At 68.1% G+C, this 19,267-nt stretch carries 17 protein-coding genes and 1 tRNA gene; 11 read left to right on the top strand and 7 right to left on the bottom strand.

Annotated features, from left to right (window positions below):
• Positions 1 to 125: 125 nt before the first annotated feature.
• Positions 126 to 293, bottom strand: a complete 168-nt coding sequence (locus AC1DN2_RS00720; protein WP_230007826.1) for a hypothetical protein — start codon at positions 291 to 293, stop codon at positions 126 to 128.
• Positions 294 to 385: 92 nt separating this feature from the next.
• On the opposite strand from AC1DN2_RS00720, the gene AC1DN2_RS00725 reads away from it, so the two are divergent.
• On the top strand, positions 386 to 1,351 hold the full coding sequence (locus AC1DN2_RS00725) for a GlxA family transcriptional regulator (protein ID WP_079554497.1): 966 nt from the start codon (positions 386 to 388) through the stop codon (positions 1,349 to 1,351).
• 24 nt (positions 1,352 to 1,375) lie between these two features.
• On the opposite strand, the gene AC1DN2_RS00730 is transcribed toward AC1DN2_RS00725, so the two are convergent.
• The 6 genes from AC1DN2_RS00730 to AC1DN2_RS00755 all read right to left on the bottom strand — a co-directional run bounded on the left by AC1DN2_RS00730 (position 1,376) and on the right by AC1DN2_RS00755 (position 6,149).
• A complete protein-coding gene (locus AC1DN2_RS00730; RefSeq protein WP_230007827.1) occupies positions 1,376 to 1,672 on the bottom strand; it encodes a protealysin inhibitor emfourin in 297 nt (98 codons plus the stop codon).
• Positions 1,673 to 1,716: 44 nt separating this feature from the next.
• On the bottom strand, positions 1,717 to 2,790 hold the full coding sequence (locus AC1DN2_RS00735) for a M4 family metallopeptidase (protein WP_476848835.1): 1,074 nt from the start codon (positions 2,788 to 2,790) through the stop codon (positions 1,717 to 1,719).
• Between the two features lie 191 nt (positions 2,791 to 2,981).
• Positions 2,982 to 3,054: transfer RNA gene (locus AC1DN2_RS00740), tRNA-Arg, on the bottom strand.
• 182 nt (positions 3,055 to 3,236) lie between these two features.
• Positions 3,237 to 4,820 (bottom strand): FAD-dependent oxidoreductase, encoded by a 1,584-nt coding sequence (locus tag AC1DN2_RS00745; protein ID WP_476848836.1) that lies wholly within the window; start codon positions 4,818 to 4,820, stop codon positions 3,237 to 3,239.
• Entirely contained in the window at positions 4,817 to 5,689 is an 873-nt protein-coding gene (locus AC1DN2_RS00750; RefSeq protein ID WP_476848837.1) for an FAD:protein FMN transferase, read from the bottom strand. Before AC1DN2_RS00750 ends, AC1DN2_RS00745 begins: the two co-directional genes overlap by 4 nt.
• Positions 5,690 to 5,711: 22 nt before the next feature.
• A complete protein-coding gene (locus AC1DN2_RS00755) occupies positions 5,712 to 6,149 on the bottom strand; it encodes an FMN-binding protein (RefSeq protein ID WP_476848838.1) in 438 nt (145 codons plus the stop codon).
• 196 nt (positions 6,150 to 6,345) lie between these two features.
• Here AC1DN2_RS00755 and argS point away from each other — a divergent pair, with 196 nt between their 5' ends.
• From argS to AC1DN2_RS00805, 10 genes are all read left to right on the top strand, one after another.
• Complete coding sequence (gene argS, locus AC1DN2_RS00760; protein ID WP_476848839.1) at positions 6,346 to 8,010, top strand: arginine--tRNA ligase; 1,665 nt, start codon at positions 6,346 to 6,348, stop codon at positions 8,008 to 8,010.
• Between the two features lie 5 nt (positions 8,011 to 8,015).
• Positions 8,016 to 9,494, top strand: coding sequence for a diaminopimelate decarboxylase (gene lysA, locus AC1DN2_RS00765; protein WP_476848840.1), 1,479 nt, complete (start codon positions 8,016 to 8,018; stop codon positions 9,492 to 9,494).
• The gene (locus AC1DN2_RS00770) at positions 9,495 to 10,811 is read left to right on the top strand and encodes a homoserine dehydrogenase (RefSeq protein WP_028276076.1); all 1,317 of its coding nucleotides are present in this window, start codon (positions 9,495 to 9,497) and stop codon (positions 10,809 to 10,811) included.
• Complete coding sequence (gene thrC / locus AC1DN2_RS00775; protein ID WP_028276075.1) at positions 10,812 to 11,918, top strand: threonine synthase; 1,107 nt, start codon at positions 10,812 to 10,814, stop codon at positions 11,916 to 11,918.
• Positions 11,919 to 11,920: 2 nt separating this feature from the next.
• The gene (gene thrB, locus AC1DN2_RS00780; protein WP_476848841.1) at positions 11,921 to 12,907 is read left to right on the top strand and encodes a homoserine kinase; all 987 of its coding nucleotides are present in this window, start codon (positions 11,921 to 11,923) and stop codon (positions 12,905 to 12,907) included.
• A gap of 319 nt (positions 12,908 to 13,226) precedes the next feature.
• Positions 13,227 to 15,410 carry a transcription termination factor Rho gene (gene rho, locus AC1DN2_RS00785; RefSeq protein ID WP_476848842.1) on the top strand — a complete coding sequence of 728 codons (2,184 nt, stop codon included), beginning with the start codon at positions 13,227 to 13,229 and terminating at the stop codon, positions 15,408 to 15,410.
• A 310-nt stretch (positions 15,411 to 15,720) separates the two neighbouring features.
• A complete protein-coding gene (gene prfA, locus AC1DN2_RS00790) occupies positions 15,721 to 16,794 on the top strand; it encodes a peptide chain release factor 1 (protein WP_079554478.1) in 1,074 nt (357 codons plus the stop codon).
• 16 nt (positions 16,795 to 16,810) lie between these two features.
• A complete protein-coding gene (prmC, locus tag AC1DN2_RS00795; protein WP_476848843.1) occupies positions 16,811 to 17,740 on the top strand; it encodes a peptide chain release factor N(5)-glutamine methyltransferase in 930 nt (309 codons plus the stop codon).
• A complete protein-coding gene (locus tag AC1DN2_RS00800) occupies positions 17,737 to 18,471 on the top strand; it encodes an L-threonylcarbamoyladenylate synthase (RefSeq protein WP_476848844.1) in 735 nt (244 codons plus the stop codon). Before prmC ends, AC1DN2_RS00800 begins: the two co-directional genes overlap by 4 nt.
• Complete coding sequence (locus tag AC1DN2_RS00805; RefSeq protein ID WP_476848845.1) at positions 18,468 to 19,235, top strand: WecB/TagA/CpsF family glycosyltransferase; 768 nt, start codon at positions 18,468 to 18,470, stop codon at positions 19,233 to 19,235. The genes AC1DN2_RS00800 and AC1DN2_RS00805 overlap by 4 nt, the downstream gene beginning before the upstream one ends.
• Positions 19,236 to 19,267 lie beyond the last annotated feature (32 nt).

Below are 19,267 nucleotides of genomic sequence, written 5' to 3' on the forward strand. Positions count from 1 at the left end.
GGTCCTTCTATCGGGTCCGGCTGCTGCGGCCGGGCTGTTCCGTTGCTGCTTCAGGCCCGGCGCATAGTGAGGGCCCGGCTTGATGAGCCGGGCCCGATGGGCGTGTGGGCAAAACGTGCGCGGACTTAGAAGTTCCGCAGGGTGTAGTTGACGCTCGGCAGGTCCCGGGCCATCCAGTACTCTTCCGAGCGGACGGGCGGGGTGTGACCGAGGCCGTCCTTCCGCAGGGCGGAGATGGTGGCTGCGAGGCCGGCGATGATCAGGACGATGACGGCGATTCCGAGGAGTTCCATACCTCTATGGTTCTCCGGTCCAAGAACTAAAAAAAGTGGCAGAAATGCCCAAAAAGCTACAATTTCTGCCACTGTTCTGTCAGGATGAAGTCATGATCAAATCAGTGGCAATGATCGTGGTTCCCAACTTCTCGATCTTCGAGTTCGCGACGGCTTTCGAGGTCTTCGGCATCGACCGCTCGGACCGCGGAAACGGCGTGCCCGCGTTCGATTTCCGCGTCTGCGCGCCCGAGCCGGGCGACGTCCCGCTCAAGTCCGGCCTGTCCATGCACGTCGGTCTCGGGCTGGAAGCAACTGCCGACGCCGACCTTGTGGTGATGGCGCCGTACGGCCGGGACGAGGACGTTCCCGAATCCGTCTTGGAGGCGCTGCGGGCGGCCCATGCCCGGGGCGCCTGGGTGATGTCCATTTGTTCCGGTGCCTTTGCCCTGGCCCGGGCAGGCCTGCTCGATGGCCGCCGATGCACCACGCACTGGCATTACTCCCAGGAACTGGCCAGCCGATACCCGGCCGTGCTGGTGGATGAAAATGTCCTCTACGTCGAGGACGGCCGGATCATCACGAGTGCCGGCACGGCCGCGGGGATCGATGCCTGCCTGCACCTGGTCCGCGTGGAGTTCGGCGCCAAGGTGGCCGCCGCCATCGCCCGGGACATGGTGGTCCCTCCGCACCGGGACGGCGGCCAGGCCCAATACATCGACCGGCCCATTCCGCAGTGCGGCTCGGAACCCATGGAGCAGCTGCTGCAGTGGATGGTCCGGCACCTGGACGAGGAACACGCAGTCAACGAGCTGGCGGCCAGGGTCCATATGTCGCCGCGGACATTTGCGCGGCGCTTCCGTGCGGAAACGGGGGCCACCCCGGCGGCCTGGCTCAATTCCCAACGGGTGCTCCGTGCCCAGGAGCTGCTGGAAACCACGGAGCTCAATATCGACGAAATCGCGAGGGAATCCGGCTTCGGACATTCGGTCCTGTTGCGGCACCACTTTACGAAGGCGCTGGACACCAGCCCGCAGTCCTACCGGCGCACTTTCCGCGGGCACCTGGCCACGGCGTAGCGGGCCCCGGCCCGGCAGGAGCGGCTAGGCAAAGCCCGGCGGCGCCGATTCCTCGGCCGCGGCCCGTGCGCATTCGACGAGGTCGCGCCACGGGCCCGTCAGTTCACGCTCGGGCAGGACCGCCCGCCGTTGATCGGCCCGGATGCTGTACATGAACCGGTCCGGCTGGCCGGATGTCCCGCTGGTCCCGGCGACGTCGTCCCAGGGGCAGGCCTCAATCAGCGGCTGCCACCGGTCGGTGTCCTCGGGCGGCTCGGGCCGGACGGTCCACGTCCTTTTCATTCCGGCCACGCCGCCACTGCGCTGGACAGTTATCTTCATCGGACTCGGACCTTCATCGGACTCGGATCTGCAGGGGCCTGGGCTTATCGTCGGGCTCCCGGGAGCTTGACCTTCACAGTTTCCCACGCGGAGCGCACGGCGTCATGTTCCTTGGAATCCTCGCCGAAAAGCTCCTTGGCAGAGGCGGCTGTTGCCTTGGCGAAGGCACCGAACGTGGCGGTGGGGGACAGCTTGCCGCCCGTCAGGGTCTCGTACCAGATCTGTGCCGGTGCGTCCCAGGCATTGCCGCCGAGGGCGGTGGCCACCAGGCAGAACGCGCGGTTGGGGATGCCGGAGTTGATGTGCACGCCGCCGTTGTCCGCACTTGTGCGCACGTAGCCGTCCATCGAGTCCGGCTGCGGGTCCTTGCCGAGCACGTCGTCGTCGTAAGCCGTTCCCGGAGCCTTCATGGAACGCAAGGCGGCCCCCTGCACCTGGTCCGTGAAGAGGCCTTCACCGATCAGCCAGCTGGCCTCCGCCGTCGACTGCTTCCGCACGTACTGCTCAACGAGGGCACCGAAGACATCGGACATCGATTCGTTCAGGGCGCCGGCCTGGTTGCGGTAGACCAGCCCGGCCGAGTACTGGGTCACGCCGTGGGTGAGCTCGTGGCCAATGACGCTCAGGGATTTCGTGAACCGCCCGAAGACCTGGCCGTCACCGTCGCCGAAGACCATTTGCTGGCCGTCCCAGAATGCGTTGTCGTACAGGCGGCCGTAGTGGACCGTGGCATCGAGGTGCAGGCCTTTGCCGTCGATCGAGTTGCGTCCGAAAGCCTCGGCGTAGAGGCGGTGGGTGTGCCCCAGCCCGTCATAGGCCTCGTCGGCGGCGGGGTCGCCGGTGGGCGGTTCGCCTTCTTTGCGGACCACGCTGCCGGGCAGCTTCTCGGTGGACTTGGCGTCGTAGACCGTCCGTTCCGGCGGGGACGGCTTGAGCTCCCGCAGGCCCGGACGGCTGCCGGGCCCGGGCACTGCGCGAGAGGCCTGGAACCCCGGGACGTGTTGCAGGGCCTGCTTTGCCCCGTGGGCGGCCCTGGAGAGCTCCGGCTTTTGCTGTGCGGCCAGCCTGCGGAGCAAATAGGGCGGAACGATGGAACAGTGCACAGTTGAGAAGAACACTTGAGACCCCCTTCATGCTTCGGAGCCGGCAGGGTAGCCCGCCACCGATGAAAACAGCCTACGAGGGAGCACCGACAATCGGCAGGGGCAAAGCCGCTGGATTTCCGCGATCTTTGGGCGGGATTCAGGGCACAAAAAAACCCCGCCGTTTCAATGAAACAGCGGGGTTTGCCGGCGATGCCGGTATTTTGTGCCCTCGATTGGAATCGAACCAACGACCTTCTGCTCCGGAGGCAGACGCTCTATCCCCTGAGCTACGAGGGCAGTCAGGGTTCCTGCCGTTACCGGCGGGACGTCCTAGAGCTTAGCAGGAAGGTGGCCTCCAACGGAAAACCATGGAAAACGGTCGCTCATTTGTGGAGTCAAGTGGCGGTCCAACGCGGCCTATGTGCGGGGTCCGCAGCTTGGCCGATCCCGCGGATTGGCCGGTCCGCTCAGTAGCGGCGTCAGTAGCCGGTGAACGTATCCACATGGACCCGGCGGGCGCCCGCGCCACGCGCCGCGGCCCGCAGCGAACGCACGCTGGCGGGCGAGCCGGAGATGAAGACTTCCCGGCCGCCGATGTCCGGCACCAGGTCCTTGAGGGCCGCCGCGTCAATCCTTCCGGCGCCTGCGTCCTCCATGTTGGCCGGCGGCGCCGAACCGTCGGCCAGCCGGGCCACGATGCGCGCCCCCGAGCGCTGGAGCTCCTCGGCGTAGCCCAGTTCGGCGGCACTCTTGGCCAGGTACAGCAGGACAACGTCGCGGTCCCCGGCCGGTTTGCCGGCCGACGCCCCGGCCAGCTGGGCCACATACGGGGTGATCCCGATTCCGGCCGCGACGAGCAGCACGGGGGTGGCCGGGTCCCGGGGCAGGACAAAGTCGCCGCTCACCGTGGTGGCGGTGAGCCAAGCGCCGGGTGCCAGGGACAGCAGCGATCGCTTGGCTGAGGACACCGGTTCGGCCGTCCCCACCCCGATCGTCAGCAGGGAGGCTCCGGGTGCGCTGGTCAGGCTGAACACGCGCCGGATTCCCTTGCCATCACCCTTCCCATCGCCCCTGGCGGCGCCAGCGTCGCCGGCCGTGTCCGGGGGCAGGTGCAGCTCCAGGGCCTGTCCGGGAGCGAAGCGCACCGGACGTTCCGGGCGGAAGCTGAATTCCGTCGTCGTGGGCGTCAGCGGACGGCTCGCGACGAACGCCAGCCGGACCCCGCCCCGCTGTCCGACGGCGAAGGCAAGCGCGTTGCCCGCGAGCAGCGCCAGCTCGGGGGAGTTGGCCACAAACCCCAGGTTGTAGGGGACGGCAAACAGTGCCCCGACGACGGCGGCCAGCGCCAGCTGCTGCCAGCGCCGCGGGGGCAGGGTGAGCGGCTCGGTGAGCATGAACCCGACGAAGAACAGCACCGGCCGCTGCGCGAGCGTCTGCCACAGGGCCTCGGGGAGATTCATCCCGGCCTGGAGCAGATCGGCGGCCACGATGGACACGGCAACCACGGTGAAGACGGCGGCCATGGCGAACTTCCGGGTCCGGTAGAGCACCAGCAGCACCCCTGGCAGCACCAGCCAGAGCATGGCCGGCGTCGCGGCCCACCAGGTGGCAATGTTGAGCCCGGTCAGCCCGGCGAGGAACGCGCCCGCCGCGGCCGGATTGAAGATGTGCCGGCCGCGCCAGGCCAGCGCGTACTTCGAGGCCGAGGCCAGTACGCAGGCCAGGGCGACGCCGGCGATCTCCGCCAGCTGGAGGCCCTGGGTCAGCTCGCTGGGCCAGAAAAGGAAGTACAGCAGCAGGCCGGTGATGAGTGAGGATTCCGTGTGCGGCCGCACATGGAACAGTGCGGCCAGCCCCTGGCTGGAGGCGTACGTCAGGCCAAGGCACAGGGCAAGGTGGGCCAGCATTTCCGGCAGCCCGAACGTCAGCCAGCCCAGCACATTGAGCAGCAGGCTGTAGCCGGCCAGGACGGCCAGGACCCACAGCACCAGCCGGTACATCGTGAGCCGGCCCAAGGCGGTGTCCAGCCTCGAGCCGAGGGCGGTGGTGGTGATGGCAGTCATGAGAACAGGGCCCCTTCGAAGTCGGCTGAATATTCCGCGTGCCCGTCCGCATAAACCGTGAGCCAGGCGCAATCGAACTCCTGCTCCAGCCGCGGACCGTCGACAAAGAACAACGCAGTGGCCAGCGCATCCGCCACCATCGCGGTCCCGGCCATGGCCCAGCTGGCGACAACGGTACGCACCGGCGCTCCCGTGGTGCCGTCCAGGACATGATGGAACCCGTCGCCCCAGGCGCGCCGGTTGGCGGCGGAAGCGCACAGGGCACCGGCCCCCAGCTGGACGGTGCCGATTGCCCGGGTGGGATCGTAGGGGTGCTCGAGGGCAACCGCCACCGGATCCGGCCCCGGATTCAGCAGGTCCCCGCTGGCATCGATGAAATGCCCGGCGCAGCCGCCGTCCCGGAGCTGGGCGGAGAGCAGATCGGCCAGCTGGCCCTTTCCGGCCGCGCCGACGTCGATCACCACCGGAACCGTGGTGGTCAGCGCGGTGCCCTGCCAGTCCAGCGCATCCTCCCACCGGGGCGCGGGAAGCGGCGCGCCGCCCGGGCGCAGGGTGTAGGTGGCGTCGTAGCCCAGGCGCTCCAGGCTCCCGCCGATGAGCGGGGTCATCGCACCCCCGGTGAGCCGGTACAGGGTGCCGTACAGCTCGCCCAGGGCGGCCCCTTCGGCGGGCAGCTCAATGCGGCCAGGCGTCCGGGCTGCGTCGGCAATGAGCGCATCGGGGCGGAACCGGGACCACGCGGCGTCGTACTCCGCCACCGTGGCGAGCAGGCCGCGGCGGAGCTCGCCGGAGAGCCGGGACGGGGTGGAAATCTCCCAGCGGGTCCCGATCCCGTCAAAGCTGAAGTGCGCCCAGCCCGGATGCGCCACGATTCCTCTGTCCCTTGTTGCGCTATTGGGCCTGTGACTTGATCTTCGCCACGGCCTGGTTGAAGCCGCCGCTGGTCAGCGAGGATCCGGCCACTTTGGAAACCTTGATCTCGTCGAGCTTCTTGCCAACAACCTGGGACTGGATGCCGCCGGCGAACTCGCCCTGGAACTTTCGGGTGTTCGGATTCGAGGGGTGCTGCGTGATCTTCACGTCGGACACGGCACCGCCGGCCAGCGTCAGCTCCACGCCCACGGTCTCAGTGCCGTTGGGGGAGGTGTAGTTCCCGTCGGCGCTGTACGTGCCGTCCTTGTAGGAACCGGTACCGGCGGTCCCGGAAGCTGCGGGCGGCGCGGCCTCTGCGGCCGGGGCCTGCGCAGAAGGGGCGCAGCCAGCCGCAGTTCCGGCCACGGAGAGGCCGGCAATGCCGACGAGGACGCTTTTGCGGAAGGCGGTATTCATGCGGGACTCGATTCTTTGCGGGGATCGGACAGCGAACAATGTGGAGGCACTGACACGGTTGCAGACGTTGAATTCAGGGTAACGGTTCACCCTTGGTGCGAGGCATCGAAGACCTTGGGTATTCCCGTAACCGGCCCCGCCGTCATGCCGGGTGCCAGATTCCGCCGCACTCCGGGCCCACCGGTAGGCTAGAACTGTGACCCCAGAAGAACTCTCCCTCGCCATATCCGCCTGCCTGAAGGACGCCGTTGCCGCCGGTGACATAGCCCTCTCCGCGGCCGACATCCCGGATGAGGTGCGCGTGGAGCGCCCCAAGAACAGGGACCACGGGGACTGGGCCACCAACGTCGCCCTCCAGTTGGCCAAAACGGCGGGCACCAACCCGCGGGAGTTCGCGTCCGTCCTGAGCGCCCGGCTCAAAACGATCGACGGCGTGTCCGCGGTGGACATCGCCGGCCCCGGCTTCCTGAACATCACCGTGGACGCCGCTGCCGCCGGTGCCCTCGCCAAGGCGATCGTCGAGGCCGGTGCGGCCTACGGCACCAACACCGCGCTCGCCGGGCACGTGGTCAACATGGAATTCGTCTCGGCCAACCCCACCGGCCCGCTGCACATCGGCCACACCCGCTGGGCCGCCCTCGGCGACGCGATCGCCCGCGTCCTCCGGGCCTCCGGTGCCGACGTCACTGCCGAGTACTACATCAACGACGCCGGATCCCAGATGAACGTGTTCGCGAACTCCGTGTTCGCGAGGCTGCACGGCCTGGACGTGCCCCAGGGCGGCTACCCGGGCCAGTACATCGCGGACCTCGGCCACGAGGTGCTCACCGAGCACCCGGACATCCGCGAACTCACCGAAGTGGCGGCCCTGCCGGTGATCCGGGGCGCCGCCTACAAGGCGCAGATGCATGACATCAAGCAGACGCTGGCCGTGTTTGGCGTCGACTTCGATGTCTACTTCTCCGAGCAGGAGCTCCACGACGCCGGCGCGATCGAGGACGCCGTCGCCCGCCTGCGCGAACAGGGCCACGTGTTCGACGACGGCGGCGCGGTCTGGCTGCGCACCACCGACTTCGGCGATGACAAGGACCGCGTGATGGTCCGCGCAAACGGTGAGCCCACGTACTTCGCCGCCGACGCCGCCTATTATCTGTCCAAGAAGGACCGCGGCTACACCGAGAAGATCTACCTCCTCGGCGCCGACCACCACGGCTACATCAACCGGCTCAAGGCCATCGCGGCAGCCGCCGGGGACGACCCCGAGGTCAACATCGAGGTCCTGATCGGCCAGCTGGTCTCCGTCAACGGCGCCAAGCTATCCAAGCGCGCCGGCAACATCATCGAGCTCAAGGACCTCATCTCCTGGCTCGGCAAGGACGCCGTCCGGTACTCGCTGGCCCGGTTCCCCGCCGATTCGCCGCTGACGCTGGACCCGGAGCTGCTGAAGAAGCACAGCAACGAAAACCCGGTGTTCTACGTCCAGTACGCCCACGCCCGCTCCCGCGGCGCCGCCCGCAACGCCGTGGCCGCCGGCGTGGAGCGCCGCGTGGACGGCATAGACAGCTTCAACGCCGCCCTGCTGGAGCACCCCACCGAAAACGAGCTGCTCTCGCACCTGGGCAGCTATCCCTCGATCGTGGCCAAGGCCGCCGAGCTGCGCGAGCCGCACCGCGTGGCCCGCCACCTCGAAGTGATCGCCGGCGCCTACCACCGCTGGTATGACGCCTGCCGCGTGGCGCCGCAGGGCGAGGAACCCATCACCGACACCAACCGCACCAGGCTGTGGCTCAACGACGCCACCAGCCAGGTGCTGGCCAACGGACTGGAACTGCTGGGCGTCTCGGCGCCGGAACGGATGTAACCGCCATGAGCGCAAATTCAGGACAGTCCCCGCTCGCCCCGGACTGGCTCGAGGTCCCCGCCGACCTCAATGCCCTCCACGAACCGCTGTGGGCGGGCGGTGTTGCGCGCAACGACGACGGCGAGCTCACCATCGAGGGGCTGACGGTCAGTGAGCTTCAGCGCCAGTACGGCACGCCGCTGTTCGTGCTGAGCGAGACCGACTTCCGGGCCCGGGCCCGGGCGTTCAGCGACGCCTTCAACGACGCCTTCGCCGATATTTGCGGGGGAGTGGACGTCTACTACGCCGGCAAGTCCTTCCTGTGCACCTCCGTGGTCCGCTGGGTCGAGGAAGAGGGGCTGCGCCTGGACACGGCGTCCGGCGGCGAACTCGCCGTGGCCTTCCGCGCCGGCATCCCCGGCGCCGACGTCGCCCTGCACGGGAACAACAAGTCCGACGGCGAAATCCACCGGGCGCTGGACATGCAGCTGGGACGGATCGTGGTGGACAGCCTCGACGAGCTCGAACGCGTCGCGGCGATCGCCGCCAACCGGGGCGACACCGCCAGGGTCATGCTGCGGCTGACCCCCGGAGTGCACGCCCACACCCACGAATTCATCGCCACGGCCCACGAGGACCAGAAATTCGGCCTGTCCATGGCCGGGGACTCCACGGACCAGGCCGGACTGTCCGCCGCAGAGGAAGCCGTGGCCGCGGCCACCGGGCACGCCAGCATCGAACTGCTGGGCCTGCACTGCCACATCGGCTCGCAGATCTTCGAACCGGACGGCTTCGCCCTCGCCGCCGAGCGGCTGCTGGACTTCCTGGCAGCGATGCAGTCGAAGTACTCCATCGTGCTGCCCGAGCTTGACCTCGGCGGCGGCTACGGCATCGCCTACACCCCCGTGGACACCCCGCGCCCGGCCGCCGAAATCGCGCAGGCGATGGCCGCCGTCGTCCGTTCCAAATGCGCTGCCCTCGGCATAACCGCCCCCCGGATTTCGATCGAACCGGGCCGCGCGATCGTCGGAAGCACCACCTTTACGCTGTACGAGGTCGGCACGCTCAAGACCGTCCGGGTGGATTCCCCGGCCACGGCTGGTGCCGCGGCCGGCGACGACGGAGCCGGGGACGTTACGCACCCCCGCCGCTATGTGTCGGTGGACGGCGGGATGAGCGACAACCCCCGGCCGGTGCTGTACGACGCGGATTATTCGGCGATTCTCGCCTCGCGGAGCTCCGACGCGGCGCCGCAGCTGTCCCGAGTGGTGGGCAAACATTGCGAGAGCGGCGACATAGTTGTTAGAGATGTATATCTGCCCGAGGACGTGGCAGCCGGTGATCTGCTTGCTGTACCGGGGACCGGCGCCTACTGCTGGGCCCTGTCAAGCAACTACAACTATCTGGCCCGGCCGGGCGTTATCGCTGTCAGCGACGGATCTGCCCGGCTCATTGTCCGCGGGGAAACCGAAGAAGATTTGCTCAACCGCGACATGGGAGTCTGAATGTCTGAATTGCGAACCCTGAAAGTGGCCCTCCTGGGCTGTGGCAACGTTGGGGCCCAGGTTGCGCGGATTCTCATTGACGACGCCGACGCCCTCGCCGCGCGCACCGGCGCCCGGCTGGAACTGCAGGGCATCGCGGTGCGCAACCTCGATGCCAAGCGCGACGTCGAGCTGCCGCAGGAGCTGTTCACCACTGACGCCGAAGTCCTCGTCAAGGACGCCGACGTCGTCATTGAACTCATGGGCGGCATTGAGCCGGCCCGGACCCTGATCCTGACCGCCATGCGGCACGGAGCCTGTGTTGTCAGCGGCAACAAGGCGCTCCTGGCCCAGGACGGCCCCACACTGTACGAGGAAGCGGACAAGGCCGGGGTGCAGTTGTCCTACGAGGCCGCCGTGGCCGGCGCCATCCCCATCCTGCGGCCCATCCGCGACAGCCTGTCCGGCGACCGGATCACCCGGGTGCTCGGGATTGTCAACGGCACCACCAACTTCATCCTCGACCAGATGGACTCCACCGGCGCGCAGTTCGCCGACGCGCTGGCCGAGGCCCAGCGCCTGGGCTACGCGGAAGCCGACCCCACGGCCGACATCGAAGGCTACGACGCCGCCGCCAAGGCCGCGATCCTCGCCTCACTGTCCTTCCACACGCGGTTCGCCCTGGAAGACGTCTCGTGCGAGGGCATCACGTCGGTCACCGCGGCGGACATCGCCGCCGCCAAGGAAGCCGGCTTTGTCATCAAGCTGCTGGCCATTGCCGAGAAACTGGTTGACGAGGACGGCAAAACCGGCGTCTCGGTCCGTGTCCACCCCACGCTCCTGCCCCGCGAGCACCCCCTCGCCGCTGTCCGCGGTGCCTTCAACGCCGTCTTCATCGAAGCCGAGAACGCCGGCGAGCTCATGTTCTACGGCCAGGGTGCCGGCGGCACCCCGACGGCGTCCGCCGTGCTGGGCGACCTGGTCTCCGCGGCCCGCCGCATTGTCCTGGGCGGCCCCGGCCGGACCGAAACCACCACGGGGCACGTGCCATCGCTGCCCATCGACGCGGCCGTCACCAGCTACTACATCGGACTCGACGTCGCGGACCAGCCCGGTGTCCTGGCCAGGATCGCGCAGCTCTTCGCGGAGCACGGCGTGTCCATCGAAATCATGCGGCAGACCATTCACCGCGACGCCGACTCCAACGTGGAATCGGCCGAGCTGCGGATCGTGACACACCGTGCACGCGAAGCCGCACTTGCAGCAACCGTCGAGGCCGTCAGGCGCCTGGACGTCATCAATTCCGTCACATCCGTACTCCGGGTAGAAGGAGTCTAAGTGGCTCACCAATGGCGCGGTGTCATCCGCGAATACGCCGACCGTCTTCCTGTCACGGAAGCGACCAAGGTCATCAGCCTGGGCGAGGGCGGCACCCCGCTCGTGCACGCCCGCCACCTCTCCGAGCTGACCGGCAGCACCGTATACCTCAAGGTCGAAGGCATGAACCCGACCGGTTCCTTCAAGGACCGCGGCATGACAATGGCCATGACGGCAGCGGTGGCTGCCGGCGCCAAGGCCGTGGTCTGCGCCTCCACCGGCAACACCTCCGCCTCCGCCGCGGCCTACGCGACGGCGGCCGGGCTGCAGTGCGCGGTGCTGGTCCCGGAGGGCAAGATCTCCATGGGCAAGCTCAGCCAGGCAGTCGCGCACGGGGCCACGCTGCTGCAGGTGGACGGCAACTTCGACGACTGCCTCGACATCGCCCGCAAGCTCGGCGAGTCCTACCCGGTGTTCCTGGTCAACTCCGTCAACCCGGCCCGGATCGAAGGCCAGAAGACCGGCGCCTTCGAAGTGGTGGATTCGCTCGGCGACGCCCCCGACTTCCACGTGCTCCCGGTGGGCAATGCCGGCAACATCAGCGCGTACTGGAAGGGCTACAAGGAATACGCTGCGGCGTTTGAGTCGCCCACCGCCGGGTCGCTGCCCGCAGTGTCCACCAAGACACCCGTCATGTGGGGCTTCCAGGCCGCAGGGGCGGCGCCCTTCGTGGCCGGCCACCCCATCACCGAGCCCGACACCATTGCCACCGCCATCCGGATCGGCAACCCGGCCTCCTGGGACACCGCCGTGGCGGCCCGGGATGAATCCGGCGGCGTGATCGAGGCCGTCACGGACGAGGAAATCCTGTCCGCGCACCGGTGGCTCTCCGCCCGGGAAGGCGTTTTCGTGGAGCCCGGCTCCGCTGCCGGCGTCGCCGGGCTGATCAAGAAGCACGCGGCCGGGGAAGTGCCGGCAGGCAAGACGATCGTGATCACGGTGACCGGTCACGGCCTCAAGGACCCGCAGTGGGCCCTGCGCACCGAGGACGGCAGCGACGTGCAGCCGGTCAAGGTCTCCAACGACGTCGTCACCGTCGCCGCAGCACTGGGACTGGAAGAAAAATAACGTTGGAAACAACCCTCACCGTCCCGGCCGAATCAGCTGCCGGCTCCCCGGCTGTTCCGGCGGGCCAGCTGGTAACCGTGCGTGTCCCGGCCACGAGCGCCAACCTGGGCCCCGGGTACGACAGCCTCGGCCTGGCCCTCTCGCTGCATGACACGCTGACCGTGGAAACCCTGGCCAGCGGTGAACTTGAATTCGAGCTCAGCGGCGAGGGTGCCGAGTCCCTGCCCCGCGATGCGACGCACCTCGTGGTCAAGGCCCTGACCGAGGCCCTGCACCGCCTTGGGTTCCGGCACGAAGGCCTGCGGATCACGGCGGACAACGTCAACCCGCACGGACGGGGCCTGGGCTCATCGGCCTCGGCCGTGGTGGCGGCCGTCAGCGCCGCCAATGCCCTGGTTCCGGAGGCCTCCCGGCGTGGCCGCGACTGGATCCTGCAGCTCACAAGCGAAATGGAAGGCCACCCGGACAACGTTGCACCCGCCATTTTCGGCGGACTGGCGCTGTCATGGCAGGACAGTGACCAGTACAGCAGCACGTGCGCGTCCGTGGCGGCCTCGGTGATCCCCGTGGTCGCTGTGCCCGACTACGAGCTCTCCACTGAGGCCGCCCGGGCCCTTTTGCCCGCCTCGGTGGGCCACCATGCCGCGGCCATGAACTCCGGCCGCGCCGCCCTGCTGATCCATGCCCTGACCACAAACCCGGAATTCCTGCTGCCCGGCACCGAGGACTACCTGCACCAGAGCTACCGCGCCGAGGCCATGCGGCCCAGCGCGGAACTGATCGGCGCGCTGCGCCGGGCAGGGCACGCCGCCGTCGTATCCGGCGCCGGACCCACCGTGCTGGTCCTGGCCAACGGCGAAGCGGAAGCCCGTGAGGTTGTGGACTTCATCGGCGCCCACACCGCGGGCAACACGCCGGAAGTGGGCTGGCGCGTGATGAAGCTGGCCGTGGACGTTGAAGGTGCTAAAGTGGAAGTGCACCGGCGGTAAATACGCAGGCGGTAAATTTTTAACCGTTGTAAGACCGCGATGTTGGCCACGTAGCCTCTCTCATCTTTCACTGCGCAATATTTTCCGGTGCCACCTGCTTTCGGTCTGACGCAGGAATCAGCAGAATTGATCTGCCCCCTGAAACTCAGCCCGCCGTTCCTCATTTCTCGGATCGTGCATGGTGAAGCAATATCCGGCCCTGCTGGCCGATATACATCCGGCAAGGCCGAAATCCCGGCTGCAGATCTGAACTGCAGCCCAGATCAAATCACCGCGTCCAGCTCTTAGCCTGGACGCCGTCGAGGGGGAAGGATCCTTCGTGACCGAAACCACTGAGCTGTCTCCGGCTGTGGATACATCTTCTGCTGCCGAATCAACGGCAGCACCCGCCAAGAGCAGCGGCCTTGCAGGCCTTAAGCTCGCCCAGCTCCAGGCCCTCGCCAGCCAGCTGGGCATTTCCGGCGGTTCCCGCATGCGCAAGGGTGATCTGGTCACGGCCATTTCCGCCCACCGCGCAGGCACCCCGGTAAGCAAGGCTCCGGCCCGCGCTGCCGAAAAGGCGAGCGACAACGGCACTGTGTCCCACGCAGCGGCCCCGGCAGCTGCGCCCGCAACAGCGCCCGCCGCCGATGACGCCCCCGCCCAGGAAAGCCCCCGCGCCCGCCGTGGCCGCAGCCGCCGTGCAGGCAGCGACGGAGTCGTCACGGCTCCCGCCGTTGAGGCACCCGCCGCCGCCCCGGCTGAAGCCCCCGCGGTTTCCACCGACTCCGGCGCCTCCGCCACTGCCGAATCCGGTTCTGCCGTTTCCGGGACCGAAGGCAGCGACCGCACGAGGCAGCCGCGCACCCGCAACCGCCGCCGCGGCGAAGCCGCAGCCCAGGCCACCGAGGCCGGCCAGACCGCCGTCGAGGCCCAGGCCGAACAGCCCGCCATTGAACAGCGTGAACAGCGCACTGAACAGCGTGAACAGCGCACTGAACAGCGCGAACAGCGGACTGAACAGCGCGAACAGCGTGAACAGCGCACCGAACAGCGCGAGCCCGGCAGCGAAGACGGCCAGCGCCGTGACACCCGCACCCGTGGCGGCCGCGACGACTCGGCCGGCACCCGCGAGAGCACCCGCGAAAACACCCGCGACAGCGATGATTCTGACGGCGGAAGCCGCCGGAACCGCCGCAACCGTCGTGACCGCAACGACCGCGGTGACCGCCAGGGCCAGCAGGACAGCCGCGACAACTCCTCGCGCAACGACCGCTTCCGCGACCGCAACGACCGCCGCCGCGGGCGTCAGCAGGGACCCGACGTCGACGACGTCGAGGTCACCGAGGACGACGTCCTGCTGCCGGTCGCCGGTATCCTCGACGTGCTCGAGAACTACGCGTTCATCCGCACCTCCGGTTACCTGCCGGGCCCGAACGACGTCTACGTCTCCCTCGCCCAGGTCAAGAAGTACAACCTGCGCAAGGGCGACGCCGTCGTCGGCGCCATCCGTGCACCGCGCGAAGGCGAAGCCCAGCAGGGGAATCAGCAGCAGTCCGCCCGCCAGAAGTTCAACGCCCTGGTCCGCGTCACCTCGGTGAACGGCAAGACGCCGGAAGAGCTCAAGGACCGCGTCGAATTCGCGAAGCTCGTCCCGCTCTACCCCTCCGAACGCCTGCGCCTCGAGACTGACCCGAAGAAGATCGGCCCGCGCGTCATCGACCTCGTGGCCCCGATCGGCAAGGGCCAGCGCGGTCTGATCGTTTCGCCGCCGAAGGCCGGCAAGACGCTCATCCTGCAGTCCATCGCCAACGCCATCACCACCAACAATCCTGAGGTCCACCTCATGATGGTGCTCGTTGACGAACGTCCCGAAGAAGTCACGGACATGCAGCGCACCGTCAAGGGTGAGGTCATTGCCTCCACCTTCGACCGTCCCGCCGACGACCACACCACCGTGGCCGAGCTTTCCATCGAGCGCGCCAAGCGCCTCGTGGAAATGGGCATGGACGTTGTGGTGCTCCTGGACTCCATGACCCGCCTGGGCCGTGCCTACAACCTGGCAGCACCGGCCTCAGGCCGCATCCTGTCCGGTGGTGTGGACTCCGCAGCGCTGTACCCGCCGAAGCGCTTCTTCGGTGCAGCCCGCAACATCGAAAACGGCGGCTCGCTGACCATCCTGGCCACCGCACTCGTCGAGACCGGTTCCAAGATGGACGAGGTCATCTTCGAAGAGTTCAAGGGCACCGGCAACATGGAACTGCGCCTGTCCCGCCAGCTCGCGGACAAGCGCATCTTCCCGGCCGTGGACGTCAACGCGTCCGGTACCCGCCGTGAGGAAAACCTGCTTTCCCCCGAGGAAGTCAAGATCATGTGGAAGCTGCGCCGCGTCCTGTCCGGACTCGAAACGCAGCAGAGCCTTGAGCTGCTGACCAACAAGATCCGGGAGACCCAGAGCAACGTCGAGTTCCTCATGCAGGTGCAGAAGACGACGCTTGGTGCGAAGTCCGATAACGACAAGTAGCTGGCTTTCGCCGCTCAAAATATGCCGGCCCCGCCCCTCCGCCGGGTGGCCAACGATCTGCGATCGTTAGCCACCCGGCTCCGGCAGGCCCGCAAGGGAGATGACGAGGGCCCCAACCCGAGCTTGCAAGGGTTGGGAGTCATCGACTGCACTCCCTGGCCGGCATATTTTGAGCGGCTTCTGGTTTAACTCACCACCCCCTGGCCGGAGCAACGCGGGTCACCTACGGCCCATCAGGGCCGCCGGAATGGGCGGTAAGTGACCCCGCGTTGCAGTAACTAGACTTGAGAGAGTCGAAAGAGGTTTGAAAATGTTTGAGTCCGTACAGGGCCTGTTGGATGAGCACGACTCTATCCAGGCTCAGCTGGGGGATCCTGCTGTCTACGCTGACCAGCGGCTGGCCCGGAAGCTGGGGCGGCGTTCTGCCCAGTTGAACGGCATTGTGGAGGCCTACCACCGCTGGGAAGGCATCCGCGACGACCTGGCCGCTGCCAAGGAAATGGCGGACGAGGACCCCGAGTTTGCGGCCGAGGTACCCGAGCTGGAGGCCGCGCTGGAGCTGGCGGCGGCCAAGCTGCGCCGGCTGCTGATCCCGCGCGACCCGGACGACTCCCGCAACGTGATCCTCGAGGTCAAGGGCGGCGAAGGCGGCGACGAGGCAGCCCTCTTCGCCGCGGACCTGCTGCGGATGTACAGCCGTTACGCGGAATCCCGCGGCTGGAAGACCGAGATCATCTCCGCCACCGAGTCGGACCTCGGCGGGTACAAGGACGTCCAGATGGCCGTCAAGGGCAGCTCGAACGATCCGGCCGAAGGCGTGTACGCCCGGCTCAAGTTCGAAGGCGGCGTGCACCGGGTCCAGCGTGTGCCCGTCACCGAATCCCAGGGCCGCATCCACACCTCGGCCGCCGGCGTGCTGGTGCTGCCCGAAGTGGACGAGCCCGAGGAGCTCGAGATCAACCAGAACGATCTCAAGATCGACGTCTACCGCTCCTCCGGTCCCGGCGGGCAGTCGGTCAACACCACCGACTCCGCAGTGCGCATCACGCACCTTCCCACCGGAATCGTCGTCGCCATGCAGAACGAAAAATCGCAGCTGCAGAACCGTGAGGCCGGCATGCGCGTGCTGCGCGCCCGCATCCTGGCGCACCAGCAGGAGCTGATCGACGCCGAAAACTCGGCGCAGCGCAAGTCGCAGATCCGCACCATGGACCGCTCCGAGCGCATCCGTACCTATAACTACCCGGAAAACCGGATTGCGGACCACCGCACCGGTTACAAGGCCTACAACCTGGACCAGGTCATGAACGGCGACCTGGAACCGGTGATCCAGTCAGCCATCGAATTGGACGAGCAGTCCCGGCTCGACGCCATCGGCGAATAGGCGCGGGTCACTGGTGATGACTGCAGGTGATGGTCCGAGCCTCGCGGAGGCCGTCAGCGAGGCGACGGCGGTCCTCGCGGCGGCCGGCGTGCCCAGCCCGCGCGTGGACGCCGAGCTCCTGGCCGAGCACCTGCTCGGCGTCGGACTGGGCCGGTTGCGCGCGCTGATGCTCGGGGACTCGCCGGCGCCGGAAGGCTACGCCGACCTGGTCGCCGAACGGGCGCAGCGGATCCCGCTGCAGCACATAACGGGCGTGGCGCACTTCCGCTACCTCGAACTCGCCGTCGGCCCCGGTGTGTTCATCCCGCGGCCGGAGACCGAATCCGTGGTGCAGCTGGTCCTGGACTGGCTCAGAGCTAGGAAACAACTGGACGGCCTGGCGCACCCCAAGGTCGTGGACCTGGGCACCGGGTCCGGTGCCATTGCAGGCTCGATCGCCCATGAGGTTCCCGGCGCGGAAGTCCACGCGGTCGAGTTCAGCGAATTCGCGCACGCGTGGGCGGCGAAAAACTTGGCTCCCCTGGGCGTCCACCTCATCCGCGGCGACCTGCGCGACGCGCTGGCCGAACACAACGGCACGTTCGACGTCGTCGTCTCCAACCCGCCCTACATCCCCGCCGAAGCGATCCCGAACGAACCCGAAGTGGCGCTGCACGACCCGCCCGAGGCGCTCTACGGCGGGGGAGCGGACGGGATGGAACTTCCGACGGCGGCGGCCGCCTCGGCTGCCCGCCTGCTGGCCTCCGGCGGCTACTTCGTGATGGAGCACGCCGAGGTCCAGTCGGAATGGATCGCCGCGATGCTCAAACGCGCCGGGGTGTTCGCCGAGGTGACAACGCACCGTGACCTCAACGGCAAGGACCGCGCCACCAGCGCCGTCCTGGCACCGTCAGGGCCTACGGCCGCGAAAAATCGTGTGACAAGTGATGAAAGAATAGGCCAGTGACGACTAGCTACGATTGCACGGCGGCCGAGCAGCGCGCTGCGGGACTTGAGCACGCCCAACGGGCCATCCGGGAGAACAAGTGCGTGGTCTTTCCCACGGACACGGTCTACGGGATTGCGGCCGACGCCTTTTCACCCCTTGCCGTGACCCTGCTGCTCGCCTCCAAGGGCCGGAGCCGGAAGATGCCGCCGCCCGTGCTGATCCCCAGGCTGAACGCCCTCGATGGCCTGGCCACGGACGTTCCGGCCGAGGCGCGGCGGCTGGCCGAGGCGTTCTGGCCCGGCGGCCTGACCCTGATCCTGCATGCCCAGCCGTCGTTGGACTGGGATCTCGGCGAGACCAAGGGCACGGTCGCCCTGCGGATCCCGGCCGACGAGATCGCCCAGGACCTCCTGACGCTTACCGGACCCCTCGCGGTGTCCTCCGCTAACCGCACCGGGCACGCCGCGGCGCAGACCGCCGCGGACGCCGAAGCCCAGCTGGCGGAATCCGTGGAGGTTTACCTGGAGGGCGGACCCCGGCCCGCCGACGGCGCCGACGCCCTCGCCTCGACCATCGTCGACGCGACGGCGCTGCCCTTGCGCGTCGTCCGGCAGGGAGCCATCAGCCTCGACCGCCTGCGCGGCGTGGTGCCCGGCGTCCTGGACATCGACGGCAACGCCCCCGATGCTGCGGACGCTCCGGAGCCCGCCGCAGGGCCCGACGCTGCGCCGGAGCCCGGTTCCGCATGACGCTGGAGCGTCAGCGCGTCCCTTTCCTCGACGTCGAAGCGACCCCCGTGACGGTGTCCGAGCTGACCGCGGTCCTCAGCACCTTCATGGCCGAGGGCAAGACCCGGATCGTGGTGGGCCACAACCTGCACAGCGTGACGCTGCTGCACTCCGATCCTGCCTTCCGCTCTTTCTATGAGCGCAGCGACGTGGTCCTGATCGACGGCGCACCGGTGCTCTGGCTCTGGGCGAAGACCGGCGAAGAGGACGACGGCAGGGAACCGGTGATGGACTACCGCCTTGGGTCGACCGACTGGATTCCCGCGCTCGGCAATGTCGCGGGACTGGAGCGCATTGCGGTCATCGGTGCAGGCGCCGTGGCCAACGCCGGTGCCGTGGCCAGGCTGCGGGAGATCGTCCCCGGGGCGCGGGTCGACGGCATGCCCGGCGAAGGCTGGAACAAGGAAGTTGAGGAAGCCGCGGTCGAATGGCTGAACCGGCTGCGCCCGCAGCTTGTGCTGCTGGGCCTCGGGATGCCGCTGCAGGAGCAGGTCATGGCCCGCCGGCTTGCCGAGCTTCCGCCTGCGGTCTACTGCACCGTCGGCGGCGCCATCGAACAGATCGCCGGTGTGCAGAAACTGGCGCCGCGCTGGATCGGCCGGCTCGGACTCGAATGGGCCTGGCGGCTCATGCTCCACCCGCAGCGGGTAGCCTACCGGGTGTTCGGCGAACCCTGGGTGCTGCTGGGCCTGCTGCTCCGCAGGCGCCTGCGCCGGCAGCCCTAGGCTGCCGGCGGGGCTGCCAGCGGGGGAGCACG

This window comes from Arthrobacter sp. 01L42 (genome assembly GCF_056400005.1).

Excerpts from the sequence above, each read along its gene's own strand:
- AC1DN2_RS00745 (WP_476848836.1), bottom strand. The coding sequence starts at position 4,820 with ATGACTGCCATCACCACCACCGCCCTCGGCTCGAGGCTGGACACCGCC.
- lysA (WP_476848840.1), top strand. The coding sequence starts at position 8,016 with ATGAGCGCAAATTCAGGACAGTCCCCGCTCGCCCCGGACTGGCTCGAG.
- AC1DN2_RS00805 (WP_476848845.1), top strand. The coding sequence starts at position 18,468 with ATGACGCTGGAGCGTCAGCGCGTCCCTTTCCTCGACGTCGAAGCGACC.
- AC1DN2_RS00725 (WP_079554497.1), top strand. The coding sequence starts at position 386 with ATGATCAAATCAGTGGCAATGATCGTGGTTCCCAACTTCTCGATCTTC.
- AC1DN2_RS00770 (WP_028276076.1), top strand. The coding sequence starts at position 9,495 with ATGTCTGAATTGCGAACCCTGAAAGTGGCCCTCCTGGGCTGTGGCAAC.
- prmC (WP_476848843.1), top strand. The coding sequence starts at position 16,811 with ATGACTGCAGGTGATGGTCCGAGCCTCGCGGAGGCCGTCAGCGAGGCG.
- AC1DN2_RS00755 (WP_476848838.1), bottom strand. The coding sequence starts at position 6,149 with ATGAATACCGCCTTCCGCAAAAGCGTCCTCGTCGGCATTGCCGGCCTC.
- prfA (WP_079554478.1), top strand. The coding sequence starts at position 15,721 with ATGTTTGAGTCCGTACAGGGCCTGTTGGATGAGCACGACTCTATCCAG.
- AC1DN2_RS00730 (WP_230007827.1), bottom strand. The coding sequence starts at position 1,672 with ATGAAGATAACTGTCCAGCGCAGTGGCGGCGTGGCCGGAATGAAAAGG.
- AC1DN2_RS00720 (WP_230007826.1), bottom strand. The coding sequence starts at position 293 with ATGGAACTCCTCGGAATCGCCGTCATCGTCCTGATCATCGCCGGCCTC.